Source organism: Bacillus cereus group sp. Bc010 (genome assembly GCF_027716745.1).
Classification (GTDB): domain Bacteria; phylum Bacillota; class Bacilli; order Bacillales; family Bacillaceae_G; genus Bacillus_A; species Bacillus_A pacificus.
Genome location: NZ_JAQFUY010000009.1, coordinates 135438 through 152217, shown reverse-complemented (window position 1 = coordinate 152217; position 16780 = coordinate 135438). Strand labels below are relative to the sequence as shown.

Genomic DNA, 16780 nt, shown 5'->3' with positions numbered 1-16780 from the left:
CAAAAGTACATTACGTGTTTTTTAGTTTGTTTGAACGAAAGTTCATTTTGTTTTCGTTCTTAAGTTGATGGGCATGTGGATTGACCCGTAAAACAAATGTTTGGTACAATGGAGCGGTTAGAAAAGTAATTTATACATACAAACATATAGTATGACTATTTGAATAAAGAACTGAGAAAAGCCCTTCATAGGGGATTAGTTTATAACGAGGTGAATGGGGCATTGTTATCGGAATTATCGATTAGAAACTTTGCTATTATTGAGGCATTAAATATTTCTTTTCAAAAAGGATTAACGGTTTTAAGTGGTGAAACAGGGGCCGGAAAATCGATTATTATTGATGCGATTAGTTTACTTGTAGGTGGCCGTGGTTCAGCAGAATTTGTTCGATACGGAACAGAAAAAGCTGAGATAGAGGGGCTATTTTATGTGGAAGATGATAAGCATCCATGTATTGAAAAAGCAGAAGAGTTGGATATAGAAATAGAAGACGGCATGATTATTTTGAAGCGTGATATCGCTGCAAACGGAAAAAGTGTATGTCGTGTAAATGGAAAACTAGTTACCCTTAGTGTATTAAAAGAAATTGGAAAAACACTTGTTGATATTCATGGGCAACACGAAACGCAAGACTTAATGAATGAAGAACGTCATTTATTTATGCTCGATCATTTTGATGGAGAGCGTATCGTTAAACAATTAGATATATACCAAAACGTATATGCTGACTATGAGAAATTAAAAAAACAGTTGAAATCGTTAAGTGAAAATGAACAACAAATGGCGCATCGCTTAGATTTAATTCAATTCCAGCATGAAGAAATCCGTAAAGCTGATTTAAAGATGGATGAAGAAAATGACTTAACTGAAGAACGATTGCAAATTTCTAATTTCGAAAAGATTTATAAAGCATTAGGTGACGCGTATCGCTCGTTAAGTGCTGACGGACAAGGGTTAGATAATGTACGAAGCGCAATGGGACAGATGGAGAGTATTACACATTTAGATGAAGTGTATCAAGAAAATCATGATTCCATTGCCAATAGTTATTATTTATTAGAAGAAGTTGCGTATCAACTAAGAGAAAAGCTCGATATGATGGAATATGATCCGAATCGCTTAGACGAAATTGAAACGCGTTTAAATGAAATTCGTATGCTAAAGAGAAAATATGGAAATACTGTAGAAGAGATTTTAGCGTATGCTGATAAAATTGAACAAGAAATTTTTACGATTGAAAATAAAGACGTTCATATTGAAACGACGAAGAAACAGTTGAAGGAATTAGAAAGTGTTATTCTGAAAGAAGCAACGTTGTTAAGTAATATGCGTCATGAACTTGCAGAGCATCTTACAAATGCCATTCATCAAGAATTAAAAGAATTATATATGGAAAAAACAAAATTTGAAGTGAGAATCATGAAGCGAGAAGGAAATGCAGAAGAGCCTCTCGTGGAGGGAGCACCGGTAAGACTTACAGCGGATGGTTACGATCATGTGGAATTTTATATTTCAACAAATCCGGGTGAGCCGCTAAAACCACTTTCAAAGGTTGCTTCTGGCGGAGAGTTATCCCGTATTATTTTAGCTTTAAAAAGCATTTTTTCTAAGCATCAAGGTGTTGCATCTGTTATTTTTGATGAAGTGGATACTGGTGTAAGTGGCCGGGTCGCACAGGCTATTGCGGAAAAGATTTATCGAGTATCAGTAAACTCACAAGTACTTTGTATTACGCACTTACCTCAAGTAGCTTCAATGGCGGATTCGCATTTATTTATTCGAAAACAAGTAGCAAATGATCGAACAATTACATCAGTTACCGTTTTAACTATGGAGGATAAAGTAACAGAAATAGCTCGAATGATTTCTGGTGTGGAAATTACAGATTTAACGACAGAACATGCGAAAGAATTACTTACGCAAGCGCATCGTTTTAAACAGACAGCAGAGGCTATCCAGTAATGGATAGCTTTTTTTCTCAAATGATGATTTCTTAATTCTTCCGGTTATAAATAAAGCATTGCAAGGAGAGATTAAAAAGTGAAGCCAAAAGGCTGAATGTGGGGTAGGAGCGAGGAGAGTGAATAAATTGAAATTAGAAAGATTTCGCAAAATAATAGGTATTTTTCTCCTTGTTTCTTTAGTTTTTATTGGGTGTTTTAAACCGCTTCGGACGTTTATTTCATCTCCGAAGCAACTTGTTGTTTTTGAAGGACAACAATCAGAAATAGCTTCATTACCAGTGTTTAAAGCTTCATCTACAGATCGTCATGTGTTTACAGTAAGTTCAAATGAACAAAAACAAGGACTTATGGTAAATTCTCATCAAAATGGTGAAGCAGATATGGTGTTTCAGCTTGCTGGTTTTCCAGTGAAAAAAGTAAATGTGAGAGTATTAAAAGATTTCAAAGTTATTCCAGGTGGACAATCAATTGGTGTAAAGTTAAACACAAAAGGGGTACTTGTTGTAGGCCATCATTTAATTCAAACTGAAAAAGGGAAAGTATCTCCTGGTGAAACAGCTGGTGTGCAAATTGGAGATATGATTACTGAAATTAATGGTAAAACAATTGAAAGAATGAGTGATGTAGCACCATTTATTCATAATAGTGGGGAAACAGGCGAACCGCTTAATCTCGTTTTGTTAAGGGATGGAAAGCATATCCGCACTAAATTAACACCACAAAAAGACAGTGGAGAATCGTCTTATCGCATTGGTTTATATATTCGTGATTCGGCAGCTGGAATCGGAACAATGACATTTGTTCATCCTGATTCTATGAAATATGGGGCACTTGGTCATGTCATTTCTGATAATGATACGAAAAAGCCGATTCAAGTCGAAGATGGACAAATTATGCGTTCGACAGTTACATCAATTGAAAGAGGTAGTCATGGGAATCCAGGGGAGAAATTAGCGAGGTTCTCACCTGATCGTGAAGTGATTGGCAATATTACAATCAATAGTCCATTTGGTATTTTTGGCAAATTGAATACAAATATGACAAATGGCGTAATGGATAAAGCAATGCCTATTGCACTATCTCATCAAGTAAAAGAAGGACCAGCAAAAATATTAACGGTTATTGATCAAGATAAAGTGGAAGCGTTTGATATTGAAGTTGTGAGTACAGTACCGCAAAAGTTTCCGGCAACAAAAGGCATGGTAATAAAAGTAACAGATAAACGTTTATTAGCGAAAACAGGTGGTATCGTACAGGGGATGAGCGGAAGTCCAATTGTACAAAATGGAAAGGTAATTGGCGCTGTTACACATGTATTTGTAAATGATCCAACATCAGGATATGGTGTTCATATTGAATGGATGTTACATGAGGCTGGAATTAACATTTATGATCAAGAAAGAAAAGCGAGCTAATTAATAATTAGCTCGTTTTTCTATTGAAAAATTCGTTGAAATTTTGTAAAAGCTCCGCAAGAGGTGTTTTTTGTTGTAAAATAAAAGGAAAGGGTTGAACGTTTCGTTGTTTTTCTATGATGGAATGTGTTGCGAAAAGGAATAAATAAACGATAAACATATTTTTTTGTGATTTTATCGGAAAGTAACAAACTTTAAAAGGGAATTTTCACACAATTGTCGAACAATTCATGTAGCCTAGAAGGATACACATGTCGGAGAATCGATTCGGTAAGGGAGGAAAAGCTGTGGAGAAAATTAAAGTATGTCTTGTGGATGATAATAAAGAATTAGTATCAATGCTAGAGAGTTATGTAGCTGCTCAAGAGGATATGGAAGTAATCGGTACTGCTTATAATGGTCAAGAGTGTTTAAATTTATTAAAAGATAAGCAGCCGGATGTACTTGTATTAGATATTATTATGCCACATTTAGATGGGTTAGCTGTACTAGAGAAAATGCGCCATATTGAAAGGTTAAGACAGCCTAGCGTAATTATGTTGACAGCGTTTGGACAAGAAGATGTGACGAAAAAAGCAGTTGACTTAGGTGTGTCATATTTCATATTAAAACCATTTGATATGGAGAATTTAACGAGTCATATTCGTCAAGTGAGCGGTAAAGCGAACGCTACTATTAAACGTCCACTGCCATCTTTCCGATCAGCAACAACAGTAGATGGAAAACCGAAAAACTTAGATGCAAGCATTACGAGTATCATTCATGAAATTGGTGTGCCTGCTCATATTAAAGGGTACATGTACTTAAGGGAAGCAATTTCTATGGTGTACAATGACATTGAATTACTTGGATCTATTACGAAAGTATTGTATCCAGATATCGCGAAGAAATATAATACAACAGCAAGCCGTGTCGAGCGTGCAATCCGTCACGCAATTGAGGTAGCATGGAGTCGCGGGAATATCGATTCTATTTCGTCCTTATTCGGTTATACAGTATCTATGTCAAAAGCAAAACCTACGAACTCCGAGTTCATCGCAATGGTTGCGGATAAGCTGAGACTTGAACATAAGGCTAGCTGAGAATAGAAGAAGTAAGGGATTTAAGTTTTTAATAATTCTTGAAATGTATACTTGATAGTAAATTTAAAACCAATGAACTTTTTAATTAAAGACCAATGAATGTTAGAATTCGTTGGTCTTTTTATTGTACATGTTCGAAGTGAAGGTTAAATTGAATCACGGTATATCCGATGAGGGATTTTAGCAAGCAAGTCATCCGTGATATAATAGAAAATAATAAAAAGTCCTGTGAAACAGGACTGTATTATTCTTCGTCTTTATTTTGTTTTTCTAATTCAACTAACTTTTGAATTAAAATGTGCTGCGGCATATGCATAAGTTGTTCAAGTGGAACACCTAATGCTTTTGATAGGCGGACTGCAGTGTCTGGAGAAATTTGTAATGGTCTCATAGAAGTACCTCCTTTTTCGTATAGTATAGCATAAGATTGGGGGAGTGAGGATGACTCTTATATTTGCACATCGTGGTGCAGCGGGAACGTACCCAGAAAATACGATGATTTCATTTGAAGCAGCTGAATCTTTTAAGGCAGATGGAATTGAGCTTGATGTTCAATTAACGAAAGACGGAAAGGTTGTCGTCATTCATGATGAAACAGTGGACCGGACAACAAATGGAAAAGGTGCGGTTCGAAATTATGTATATGAGGATTTATGTAAATTAGATGCGAGCTATAAATTTGGTGATAAAGTAGGTTTTTGTAAAATACCTCTTTTAGAAGAAGTGTTACAATGGATTGAACAAACAGGGTTGTTACTCAATATTGAACTTAAAAATAATAAAATTCCATACAGAGGCTTAGAGGAAGAAGTTATAACGCTTGTACGCAAATTTAATTTAGAAAATCGTGTTATATTTTCTTCATTTAATCACTACAGTATGAAAAGGTGTCATATGATGGCTCCTGATATTCAAACAGCGATTTTATATCGCGAAGGCCTGCATAGCCCATGGGCATATGCAAAAAAGATGGGAGCTACTGCGGTGCATCCGAATTATCGTTACCTTCAAGATGCCATTGCTGAATTAACGATGGAAAGTGATGTAGAAGTTCGGCCCTATACAATTAATGAAGAAACACTTATGCGTAAATATTTTGATATGAACATATCGGCGATTATTACTGATTATCCTGAAACGGCAAGAACGTTATTGCCAATAAAAAAATGAGACCGCTTGTAACGGTCTCATTTTTTATTGATAAGTAGTAGGACTTTCCTATCTTTTAAAGCGCGCTTGTACTTTATTTCGTTTACGGTCTCGGTGTAAGACGAAGCCACCAAAAATATAAAACCCTAGTCCGAAGCAAAGAGCGCCAATTAAAAATTGTAACCAAAGTATAGAGAGTGGAGGAAATAGAATCCCGAATACTGTATCTCTCATTAACTTAATGCCAAGCACAGCTAATGAAATAGGGATGAGTGCTAATAATAGAGCAAGGTAACGCTGCATATAAACGCTCCTTTTCAGATTATTTCGTTTATCCGACTTTAATGGGCAGTAAGATCCCCACCTCAAAATGCAGCGAAAGCAAAGAAGTTAGGTGGGGGATCAACTGCCCATAAAAGTCCGATTGGTTCAACTAATAATCAGTGGGGGATGAAGAAAACCCCCACTGATTAAAGTTTCACTTTATTTCAATAATGTTATATGAAAAGGGGGTTTGTCAAGAGGGGGCTGAACGAGTAAGATAAGGGTGTGAAAAATTTTGCAGAGATACTTCGAGAGGAAGTGTAATATATGAAACAAAAAGTTTTAATTGTTGGTGCAGGTGAAGGTGGTAGTACACTGCTACGTCTGTTACAGAGTTCGAATATATTTCAAATTATAGGGATTATTGATATAAATCCGATAGCAAAAGGGTTACAGATGGCAAAGGAATACGGGATTGCGATTGGAGAGAGTGTGACTCCGTTTCTTTCTATGCACATTGATGTAATGTTTGATATGACAGGTGACGATGATTTACATAAAGATTTATTAAAGAAAAAGCATAAAGATACTCTTCTTATACCAGGTGATATTGCAAAGATTGTTACGAGATTAGCACATGAGAAGGAAGGTTTAATTGGAAAGTTAGAAGAGCAAACGCAGCAAGGTGATTTAATTTTAAACTCCACGCATGACGGTATGATAGTGATTGATAAAGAAGGACAAGTTCGCCTATTTAATAAAAGTGCAGAACGTATTATCGGATATAAAAAAGAAGATGCGGTAGGCAAATATATTTTAGAAGTTATTCCGACTAGTAAGCTGCTTCGTATTATACGTACGAAACAAATAGAAGTAAATTATGAACTGACGCTTGAGAATGGAAAGAAAATTATTACAACCCGTATTCCAATATTAAAAGAGGGAGGAGAAGTGCAAGGGGCATTTGCGATTTTTAAAGATATAACAGAGGTTGTAGATCTTGCGGAAGAAGTTACAGATTTAAAGGAGATTCAAACGTTACTTGAGGCGATTATTAACTCGTCTGAGGAAGCCATTTCGGTCGTGGATGAAAAAGGACGAGGGTTAGTAATTAACCCTGCATATACGAAATTAACAGGTTTAACAGAAGAGGACATTATTGGAAAGCCAGCTACAACTGATATTGTAGAAGGTGAAAGTATGCATATGAAAGTACTTCGAACGCGTAGGGCAGTACGAGGAATACATATGAAGATTGGACAAAAAAAGCGAGACGTAATTGTAAACGTAGCACCAGTCATTGTAGATGGAATATTGAAAGGGAGCGTTGGTGTAATTCGTGACGTATCAGAAATTCAAAAGTTAACAAATGAATTGAATCGAGCAAGGCAAATTATTCGAACGTTAGAAGCGAAATATTCATTTGATGACATTGTCGGAAATTCAGATGAAACAACGGCTGCTATTGAGCAGGCAAAACTGGGGGCGAATACACCAGCAACAGTATTGCTACGCGGGGAGTCAGGGACAGGTAAAGAATTGTTTGCACATGCTATCCATAATGGAAGTAATCGAAAATATAATAAGTTCGTTCGTGTAAACTGTGCAGCTATTTCGGAGACCTTGTTAGAAAGTGAATTATTTGGTTATGAGGAAGGGGCGTTTTCTGGCGCGAAAAGAGGCGGAAAACGTGGATTCTTTGAGGAAGCGAATAACGGCAGTATCTTTTTAGATGAAATAGGCGAACTATCTGCCAATACGCAAGCGAAACTCCTTCGCGTTTTGCAAGAGAAAGAAATTGTAAAAGTTGGTGGAACGAAAGCAATCCCTATTAATGTCAGAGTAATTGCAGCGACGCACGTGAATTTAGAAAAAGCCATTTTAGAAGGAGAATTCAGGGAGGATTTATATTATCGATTAAATAAAATTCCAATTCACATTCCATCCCTTCGTCAGCGTAAAGGGGATATACCGGCAATCGCAGACAGATTAATTCAAAAAATTAACCAAGATTATGGCCGAAATATAGAGGGGCTCACTAATTCTGCTATTTCCTATTTACAATCATATGAATGGCCAGGGAATGTGAGGGAACTTGAAAACATTTTGGGGAGAGCTATTATCTTTATGAATTATAACGAGACTTATATTGATGTACAACATTTACCGCCATTACATAACGAAGAGCAGGTGGAGTCAAAGCAAGCTCATTTATTACCTGAGTTAGAAGAAAAGCCACTTGAGCATTTAGTGACGGAGTTTGAAGGGAATATCATTCATGAATATTTAGAGAGGTTTGGTGGAAATAAAACACAAACAGCAAGAGCGTTAGGAATTTCGGTTCGAAATTTATATTACAAGCTAGAAAAGTATGAGTGTGCAAAAAATAGCATGCAATAAATTGCGTACCGTGCAATTTATTGCATGGTATACAAAAGTGACAAAATAAGACAGAATCTTTTGTTATTTTCCAAAGTATTGATTTTACTGTGTTTTGAATGCGTTTTCATTATTGGTAAGACCACTTTAAAAAGTTGGCACGGTATTTGCTTAATAAAAAGACGAGGGACGACGGAAAGGGTTGATTACAAAATATGAAGTTAGAACACTTAATTGATCAAGCAGCAGGCCAGCCTAAAAAAACTGTGGCTGTAGCAGTAGCTGAAGATCATGAAGTAATTGAAGCTGTAGCGAAAGCAATTACATTACAGCTAGCTCAATTTCGTCTATATGGAAACCAAGAAAAAATAATGGGGATGTTACAAGAACATAATTTACAAACTTCAGAACATATTGAAGTGATTGCAGCACAGTCAAGTGCTGAGGCTGCAGAACTTTCTGTGAAAGCTGTAAGAAACGGCGAAGCAGATGTGCTCATGAAGGGAAACATCCCAACAGCAAATATTTTGAAAGCTGTATTAAATAAAGAGTGGGGACTTCGTAAAGGTAGCGTACTTTCACACGTTGCAGCATTTGAAGTTCCAAATTACGATCGTCTCATTTTTGTTACAGATGCAGCGATGAACATTGCACCTGATGTAACACAGAAAGCTGCTATTATACAGAATACTGTAGAAGTTGCCCGGGCAATAGGAATTGATTTGCCAAAGGTAGCACCAATTGCAGCGGTAGAGGTTGTGAATCCTGCGATGCAAGCGACAATTGATGCAGCGATGTTAACTCAAATGAATCGCCGCGGACAAATTAAAAATTGTGTCGTTGATGGACCACTTGCTTTAGATAATGCAGTATCACAAATTGCAGCAGAACATAAAGGCATAGTAAGTGATGTAGCAGGTAAGGCAGACATTTTACTCGTCCCAACGATTGAAGCTGGAAATGTGCTATATAAATCACTCGTATACTTTGCGGATGCAAAAGTAGGAGCAATGATTGCTGGCGCAAAAGCACCGATTGTTTTAACATCTCGTGCTGATTCAGCAGAAACAAAAGTATATTCATTAGCATTGGCAGTTGCGACTGCTTCAAAATAAACCAAATAGGGTAAAACAATTAGGGGGAAACGACAATGACATTAGAAATATTCGAATACTTAGAAAAATATGATTATGAGCAAGTAGTATTTTGTCAAGATAAAGAATCTGGTTTAAAAGCAATCATTGCAATTCATGATACAACACTTGGACCAGCTCTTGGTGGAACAAGAATGTGGACATATGATTCTGAAGAAGCGGCGATTGAAGATGCATTGCGTCTTGCAAAAGGGATGACATACAAAAACGCAGCAGCTGGTTTAAACTTAGGTGGTGCGAAAACAGTAATTATCGGTGATCCACGTAAAGATAAGAGCGAAGCAATGTTCCGTGCATTAGGACGTTACATTCAAGGACTAAACGGACGTTACATTACAGCTGAAGATGTTGGTACAACAGTAGATGATATGGATATTATCCACGAAGAAACTGACTTTGTAACAGGTATTTCACCATCATTCGGTTCTTCTGGTAACCCATCTCCAGTAACTGCATACGGTGTGTATCGTGGTATGAAAGCTGCTGCGAAAGAAGCTTTCGGTACTGATAATTTAGAAGGAAAAGTAATTGCTGTTCAAGGTGTTGGTAACGTAGCATATCACCTATGCAAACATTTACACGCTGAAGGAGCAAAACTAATCGTTACAGATATTAATAAAGAAGCTGTACAACGTGCAGTAGAAGAATTCGGTGCAACAGCAGTTGAGCCAAATGAAATTTACGGTGTTGAATGTGATATTTACGCACCATGTGCATTAGGCGCAACAGTTAATGACGAAACTATCCCACAACTTAAAGCAAAAGTAATCGCTGGTTCTGCGAATAACCAATTAAAAGAAGATCGTCACGGCGACATCATTCATGAAATGGGTATCGTATACGCACCAGACTATGTAATTAATGCAGGTGGCGTAATTAACGTAGCAGACGAGTTATATGGATACAATAGAGAACGTGCATTAAAACGCGTTGAGTCAATTTATGACACAATTGCAAAAGTAATCGAAATTTCAAAACGCGATGGCATTGCAACTTATGTAGCAGCTGATCGTCTAGCTGAAGAGCGCATTGCAAGCTTGAAAAACTCTCGTAGCACATACTTACGCAACGGTCACGACATTATTAGCCGTCGCTAATCATTCATATATTACTTTTACAAAAGGTGTGGTTACCTCTTATGAGGTTTCCACCTCCTTTTGAATTTATTAGTGGAGGTAGCAACAGTGTCTTTAAATCGAATTCTTGTTATTAATCCGGGTAGTACATCCACAAAAATCGGTGTTTTTGATAATGAAAGACCCGTTTTAGAAGAAACTATTCGTCATGACGAAGAACAGATTGGAAAATATAAGCGAATTATTGACCAATATGAGTTTCGTAAAGAAACGATCTTAGAAGTTCTACATTCTCACGGTATTAACATTTCAAAGTTAAACGCAGTTTGTGGACGCGGGGGATTACTTCGTCCAATCGAGGGCGGAACATACACAGTAAACGATGCGATGTTAGAAGATTTGAAAAATGGATTTAGCGGTCATCACGCTTCAAACCTTGGGGGCATTTTAGCATATGAAATTGCTTCTGGATTAAATATTCCGGCATTCATTGTAGACCCTGTCGTTGTAGATGAAATGGAGCCGGTTGCTCGTATAAGTGGTATCGCTGGTATGGAACGTAAAAGTATTTTCCATGCATTAAATCAAAAAGCAGTCGCTCGCAAAGTGGCTGAAGAATTAAACCACAAATATGAGGATTTAAATTTATTAGTTACACATATGGGCGGCGGTATTACAGTTGGTGCTCATAAAAAAGGAAAAGTTATCGATGTGAATAATGGTTTAAATGGAGAAGGACCATTTAGCCCAGAGCGTGCGGGTACAGTACCAGTAGGACAACTAGTTGAAATGTGTTTCTCTGGTGAGTATTACCGAGACGAAATGGTTAAAAAACTTGTCGGACAAGGTGGACTTGTAAGTCTTATTGGTACAAATGATGCGATTAAAGTAGAACAAATGGTTGAAAAAGGTGATCCTGAAGCAACTCTTATTTATAAAGCAATGGCGTATCAAGTTGCAAAAGAAATTGGTGGAGCTAGCGCTGTACTTCACGGGAAAATCGATGCAATTGTATTAACTGGTGGACTTGCTTACAGTAAAATTCTTGTTGATGAAATAAAAGAACGAGTAGACTGGATTGCAGATGTTATCGTACATCCAGGAGAAGATGAATTACAAGCATTAGCAGAAGGGGCACTTCGTGTACTACGTGAAGAAGAAGCTCCAAAAGAATATATTGTACGTGAAAAAGAAACGGTAGCTAGGGGTTGAGATAATGGCAAAAGAATATGATTTAGTCATCGTTGGCGGCGGTACTGGTGGATATGTTGCTGCTATTCGTGCATCACAACTAGGTTTAAAAACGGCACTTGTTGAAAAAGAAAATCTTGGTGGTACTTGTTTACACAAAGGATGTATTCCTAGTAAAGCCCTTTTACGTAGTGCGGAAGTATACGCAACTGCTAAGAAAAGTGAAGAGTTCGGGGTTATTGCAAGTAATGTAGAACTAAACTTTGCAAAAGTACAAGAGCGTAAAGAGAAGATTGTAACGCAACTTCATAAAGGTGTTCAGCACTTAATGAAACAAGGTAAAATTGATGTGTTTGAAGGTATTGGCCGTATTCTTGGTCCATCTATTTTCTCTCCGATGCCAGGGACAATTTCAGTTGAACTTGCAAGTGGAGAAGAGAATGAAATGTTAATTCCAAAAAATGTACTTATTGCAACAGGTTCTCGTCCAAATTCATTACCAGGTTTAGAATTAGACGGAGAGTACGTAATGTCTTCCGATCATGCCCTAAAAATGGAAACGCTTCCTAGTTCAATTATTATCGTTGGTGGCGGTGTAATTGGTATTGAGTGGGCATCTATGCTTGCTGACTTCGGTGTAGAAGTTACAGTATTAGAGTATGCGAAAACGATACTACCACTAGAAGATCAAGACGTTTCAAAAGAAATGCAACGTCTATTCAAGAAAAAAGGTATTAAAGTGGTAACTGGTGCAAAAGTATTACCAGAAACATTGGTAAAAGATAATGGAGTAACAATTCAAGCTGAACATAACGGTGAGAATAAAGAATTTAAAGCAGAAAAAATGCTTGTATCTGTAGGAAGACAAGCCAATACGCAAAATATTGGTTTAGAGAATACGGATATCGTTGTGGAAAAAGGATACATTCAAACAAATGAGTTTTATCAAACGAAAGAATCTCATATTTACGCAATCGGTGATGTAATCGGTGGCTTACAGCTTGCTCACGTTGCTTCTCATGAAGGAATAGCTGCAGTAGAACATATTGCTGGTAAAGAAGTTACACCAATTGATTATTCTATGGTATCAAAATGCGTATATAGCAGTCCGGAAGTTGCTTCTGTCGGTTTAACAGAACAAGAAGCGAAAGAAAAAGGCTATAAGTTAAAAGTAGGTAAGTTCTCATTCCGTGCAATCGGGAAAGCGCTTGTATACGGCGAATCAGATGGTTTCGTAAAACTTGTAGTTGATGAAGAAACAAATGACATTCTTGGTGTTCATATGATTGGACCACATGTAACAGATATGATTTCTGAAGCAGGTCTTGCAAGAGTACTTGATGCAACACCTTGGGAAGTAGCACATACAATTCATCCGCATCCATCATTATCTGAGGCGATTGGTGAAGCAGCGTTAGCTGTAGATGGAAAAGCGTTACACGCATAAAAATGTGGATTTAGGAGGTTATGAAAAATGGCAGAAGTAAAAGAAAAGCGCCATGAAGAGCTTGGCTTAAGTGATGAGCAAGTATTAGAAATGTTCCGTACGATGTTACTTGCACGTAAAATCGACGAACGTATGTGGTTATTAAACCGTGCTGGTAAAATTCCATTCGTAATTTCTTGTCAAGGACAAGAGGCAGCACAAGTTGGAGCAGCATTCGCTCTTGATAGAGAGAAAGATTATGCATTACCATACTACCGTGATATGGGTGTTGTATTAGCGTTTGGTATGACAGCGAAAGAACTGATGCTATCTGGTTTCGCGAAAGCTGGAGATCCAAACTCTGGTGGTCGTCAAATGCCTGGTCACTTCGGCCAAAAGAAAAATCGTATTGTGACAGGTTCATCTCCAGTAACAACGCAAGTACCACATGCAGTTGGTATTGCATTAGCTGGAAAAATGGAAAAGAAAGATTTAGTAACGTTTGTTACATTCGGTGAAGGTTCTTCTAACCAAGGTGATTTCCATGAAGGTGCAAACTTTGCTGGCGTACACAAGTTACCTGTTATTTTCATGTGTGAAAATAATAAATACGCAATCTCTATTCCAGTTGAAAAACAATTAGCTTGTAAAAATGTATCAGATCGTGCAATTGGATACGGTATGCCTGGATATACAGTAGACGGAAACGATCCGCTTGCAGTATATAAAGCTGTAAAAGAAGCAGCAGACCGTGGCCGACGCGGTGAAGGCCCAACTTTAATTGAAACAGTATCATATCGTTTAACAGCACATTCAAGTGACGATGATGATCGTGTTTATCGTGATAAAGAAGAAGTAGAAGAAGCAAAGAAAAACGATTCAATTATAACATTTGCTGCTTATTTAAAAGAGGTTGGCGTGTTAACTGAGGAATCTGAAAAACAAATGCTAGACGAAATTATGCATATCGTAAACGAAGCAACAGAATATGCAGAAAATGCTCCGTATGCAGCACCTGAAGATGCATTGAAGCACGTATACGCAGAATAGGGGGGAACGTTTCATGGCTGTAATGTCTTATATTGATGCTATTACATTAGCAATGCGCGAGGAAATGGAACGCGATGAGAAAGTATTCGTTTTAGGTGAAGATGTTGGTAAAAAAGGTGGCGTGTTTAAAGCGACACACGGATTATATGATCAATTTGGTGAAGATCGTGCGCTAGATACACCACTTGCAGAATCTGCAATCGCTGGGGTCGCAATTGGTGCAGCAATGTATGGAATGCGTCCAATCGCTGAAATGCAGTTTGCGGATTTCATCATGCCAGCAGTAAACCAAATTGTTTCTGAGGCAGCAAAAATTCGTTACCGTTCTAATAATGATTGGACTTGTCCAATTACAGTTCGTGCGCCATTTGGTGGCGGTGTTCACGGTGCATTGTATCATTCACAATCTGTAGAAGCGATGTTTGCAAACCAACCTGGTTTAAAAATCGTTATCCCTTCTACACCATATGATGCAAAAGGCTTACTAAAAGCTGCAATTCGTGATGAAGATCCAGTATTATTCTTTGAGCATAAGCGTGCATATCGCTTAATTAAAGGTGAAGTGCCAGAAGATGATTACGTATTACCAATCGGAAAAGCAGATGTAAAACGTGAAGGTGATGATATTACTGTTATCACATACGGATTATGTGTTCATTTTGCTCTTCAAGCGGCTGAAAAGTTAGCACAAGATGGCATCTCTGCACACATTCTTGATTTACGTACTGTATATCCATTAGATAAAGAAGCAATCATTGAAGCAGCTTCTAAAACAGGTAAAGTTCTTCTTGTAACAGAAGACAATAAAGAAGGAAGTATTATGAGTGAAGTGGCAGCAATTATTGCTGAAAACTGTCTGTTTGATTTAGATGCACCAATCGCACGTCTTGCAGGGCCAGACGTTCCAGCGATGCCATATGCACCAACAATGGAAAAATTCTTTATGGTAAATCCAGATAAAGTTGAAAAAGCAATGCGTGAACTTGCGGAATTTTAATCGGGGGGACTATACATGGCTGTAGAAAATATTACAATGCCTCAGCTCGGGGAGAGCGTTACAGAGGGTACAATTAGTAAATGGCTCGTGAATGTTGGCGATCACGTAAACAAATATGATCCGCTTGCAGAAGTAATGACTGATAAAGTAAACGCTGAAGTACCATCTTCTTTCACTGGTATTGTGAAAGAGTTAATCGCTAGTGAAGGTGATACGTTAGCTGTAGGTGAAGTAGTTTGTGTAATTCAAGTAGAAGGCGCAGATGAAGTAGCGGCAACAGCTGTTGAGGAAAAAACAAAAGAAGAACCAAAGGCAGAAGTAGCTACGCCTGAAAAAGCACCGAGAGCAAAACAACCAACTGATGGAAAACCTCGTTTTTCACCAGCTGTGTTAAAACTTGCGGGTGAGCATAACGTTGATTTAGATCAAGTAGAAGGTACGGGGGCAAACGGCCGTATCACTCGTAAAGATATTTTAAAGCTAGTGGAATCTGGAAATATTCCGCAAGCAGGTGCGGCGAAGAAAGAGGAAGCGGTAGCAGCAGTAGTAGAAGCGCGTCCAGAAGCACCAAAAGCAGCGCCAGTAGCGCAAAAAGTAGAATCTGCGAAACCAGTTTCTGTACCAACAATGCCTGGCGATATCGAAATTCCAGTAACAGGTGTGCGTAAAGCAATCGCAGCGAACATGTTACGTAGTAAACACGAAGCGCCACACGCTTGGATGATGATTGAAGTAGATGTGACAAACCTTGTGTCATACCGTAATTCAATTAAAGGTGATTTCAAAAAGCGTGAAGGCTTTAACTTAACGTTCTTTGCTTTCTTCGTAAAAGCAGTAGCACAAGCGTTAAAAGAATACCCTCAAATTAATTCAATGTGGGCTGGCGATAAAATCGTTCAGAAGAAAGATATTAACCTTTCTATCGCTGTTGCAACAGAGGACGAACTATTTGTACCAGTAATTAAACATGCGGACGAGAAGACAATTAAAGGCATTGCTCGTGAAATTACAGAACTTGCAGGAAAAGTACGTACGAAATCGTTAAAAGCGGACGAAATGCAAGGCGGAACATTTACAATTAATAACACAGGATCATTCGGTTCTGTTCAATCTATGGGTATTATTAATTACCCACAAGCGGCTATTTTACAAGTTGAATCAATTGTAAAACGCCCAGTAATTATGGATAATGGCATGTTTGGTGCTCGTGACATGGTTAACTTATGTTTATCACTTGATCACCGTGTACTAGATGGCTTAATTTGTGGTAAGTTCTTAGGACGTGTAAAAGAAATTTTAGAAAATACGTCAGAAAATAATACATCTGTATATTAAATAAAAAGCTCGCTTATGCGAGCTTTTTATCATCCTATTTCTTCATCTACATCCTACTATATGTATAATACCTTTCCCAGTAATCTTACAATGAACGATTATGTATTAGGAATTTATGAAAATACATTGCTGATATATGGTATATGGATATAAAATAAGAAAAGAATAATTTTTTTGGCAAATCTTACTGATGAAACTGTAGTATAATATATTGTATTGTATGAAAAAGAGAGTTATTCTATATAAGTGTTTTATAGATAATGTGTAATCAGTCGTCAAAACATGAAGAATGTTGACT

General features: G+C 37.6%; 14 protein-coding genes. 12 read left to right on the top strand and 2 right to left on the bottom strand.

Going from position 1 to position 16780, the window contains the following annotated elements:
* Positions 1 to 222: 222 nt before the first annotated feature.
* The 3 genes from recN to spo0A all read left to right on the top strand — a co-directional run bounded on the left by recN (position 223) and on the right by spo0A (position 4461).
* Positions 223 to 1962, top strand: coding sequence for a DNA repair protein RecN (gene recN / locus PDQ68_RS13300; RefSeq protein WP_000947753.1), 1740 nt, complete (start codon positions 223 to 225; stop codon positions 1960 to 1962).
* Between the two features lie 118 nt (positions 1963 to 2080).
* Complete coding sequence (spoIVB, locus tag PDQ68_RS13295) at positions 2081 to 3379, top strand: SpoIVB peptidase (protein ID WP_002028467.1); 1299 nt, start codon at positions 2081 to 2083, stop codon at positions 3377 to 3379.
* 287 nt (positions 3380 to 3666) lie between these two features.
* Positions 3667 to 4461 carry a sporulation transcription factor Spo0A gene (gene spo0A / locus PDQ68_RS13290; RefSeq protein ID WP_061184128.1) on the top strand — a complete coding sequence of 265 codons (795 nt, stop codon included), beginning with the start codon at positions 3667 to 3669 and terminating at the stop codon, positions 4459 to 4461.
* A 244-nt stretch (positions 4462 to 4705) separates the two neighbouring features.
* Here spo0A and PDQ68_RS13285 read toward each other — a convergent pair whose 3' ends face one another.
* Positions 4706 to 4852 carry a YycC family protein gene (locus PDQ68_RS13285; protein WP_001247671.1) on the bottom strand — a complete coding sequence of 49 codons (147 nt, stop codon included), beginning with the start codon at positions 4850 to 4852 and terminating at the stop codon, positions 4706 to 4708.
* A 50-nt stretch (positions 4853 to 4902) separates the two neighbouring features.
* On the opposite strand from PDQ68_RS13285, the gene PDQ68_RS13280 reads away from it, so the two are divergent.
* A complete protein-coding gene (locus tag PDQ68_RS13280; RefSeq protein WP_000172557.1) occupies positions 4903 to 5631 on the top strand; it encodes a glycerophosphodiester phosphodiesterase in 729 nt (242 codons plus the stop codon).
* Positions 5632 to 5679: 48 nt separating this feature from the next.
* On the opposite strand, the gene PDQ68_RS13275 is transcribed toward PDQ68_RS13280, so the two are convergent.
* A complete protein-coding gene (locus PDQ68_RS13275) occupies positions 5680 to 5913 on the bottom strand; it encodes a DUF2627 domain-containing protein (protein WP_001190192.1) in 234 nt (77 codons plus the stop codon).
* A 288-nt stretch (positions 5914 to 6201) separates the two neighbouring features.
* Between PDQ68_RS13275 and PDQ68_RS13270 the strand changes: the two genes are divergently transcribed.
* The 8 genes from PDQ68_RS13270 to PDQ68_RS13235 all read left to right on the top strand — a co-directional run bounded on the left by PDQ68_RS13270 (position 6202) and on the right by PDQ68_RS13235 (position 16482).
* On the top strand, positions 6202 to 8274 hold the full coding sequence (locus tag PDQ68_RS13270; RefSeq protein ID WP_270786828.1) for a sigma-54 interaction domain-containing protein: 2073 nt from the start codon (positions 6202 to 6204) through the stop codon (positions 8272 to 8274).
* Positions 8275 to 8468: 194 nt separating this feature from the next.
* Complete coding sequence (gene yqiS / locus PDQ68_RS13265) at positions 8469 to 9368, top strand: phosphate butyryltransferase (protein ID WP_000763072.1); 900 nt, start codon at positions 8469 to 8471, stop codon at positions 9366 to 9368.
* Between the two features lie 35 nt (positions 9369 to 9403).
* Positions 9404 to 10504 (top strand): leucine dehydrogenase, encoded by a 1101-nt coding sequence (locus PDQ68_RS13260; protein WP_000171362.1) that lies wholly within the window; start codon positions 9404 to 9406, stop codon positions 10502 to 10504.
* A gap of 87 nt (positions 10505 to 10591) precedes the next feature.
* A complete protein-coding gene (buk, locus tag PDQ68_RS13255; protein ID WP_000056191.1) occupies positions 10592 to 11695 on the top strand; it encodes a butyrate kinase in 1104 nt (367 codons plus the stop codon).
* A 4-nt stretch (positions 11696 to 11699) separates the two neighbouring features.
* Positions 11700 to 13121, top strand: a complete 1422-nt coding sequence (lpdA, locus tag PDQ68_RS13250; protein ID WP_001051288.1) for a dihydrolipoyl dehydrogenase — start codon at positions 11700 to 11702, stop codon at positions 13119 to 13121.
* A gap of 27 nt (positions 13122 to 13148) precedes the next feature.
* Positions 13149 to 14150, top strand: coding sequence for a 3-methyl-2-oxobutanoate dehydrogenase subunit alpha (bfmBAA, locus tag PDQ68_RS13245; protein ID WP_000852554.1), 1002 nt, complete (start codon positions 13149 to 13151; stop codon positions 14148 to 14150).
* Positions 14151 to 14163: 13 nt separating this feature from the next.
* Entirely contained in the window at positions 14164 to 15147 is a 984-nt protein-coding gene (bfmBAB, locus tag PDQ68_RS13240; RefSeq protein WP_000290076.1) for a 3-methyl-2-oxobutanoate dehydrogenase subunit beta, read from the top strand.
* A 15-nt stretch (positions 15148 to 15162) separates the two neighbouring features.
* Positions 15163 to 16482: a dihydrolipoamide acetyltransferase family protein gene (locus PDQ68_RS13235; RefSeq protein ID WP_061184054.1), complete on the top strand. Its 1320-nt coding sequence runs from the start codon at positions 15163 to 15165 to the stop codon at positions 16480 to 16482.
* Positions 16483 to 16780: the final 298 nt, after the last annotated feature.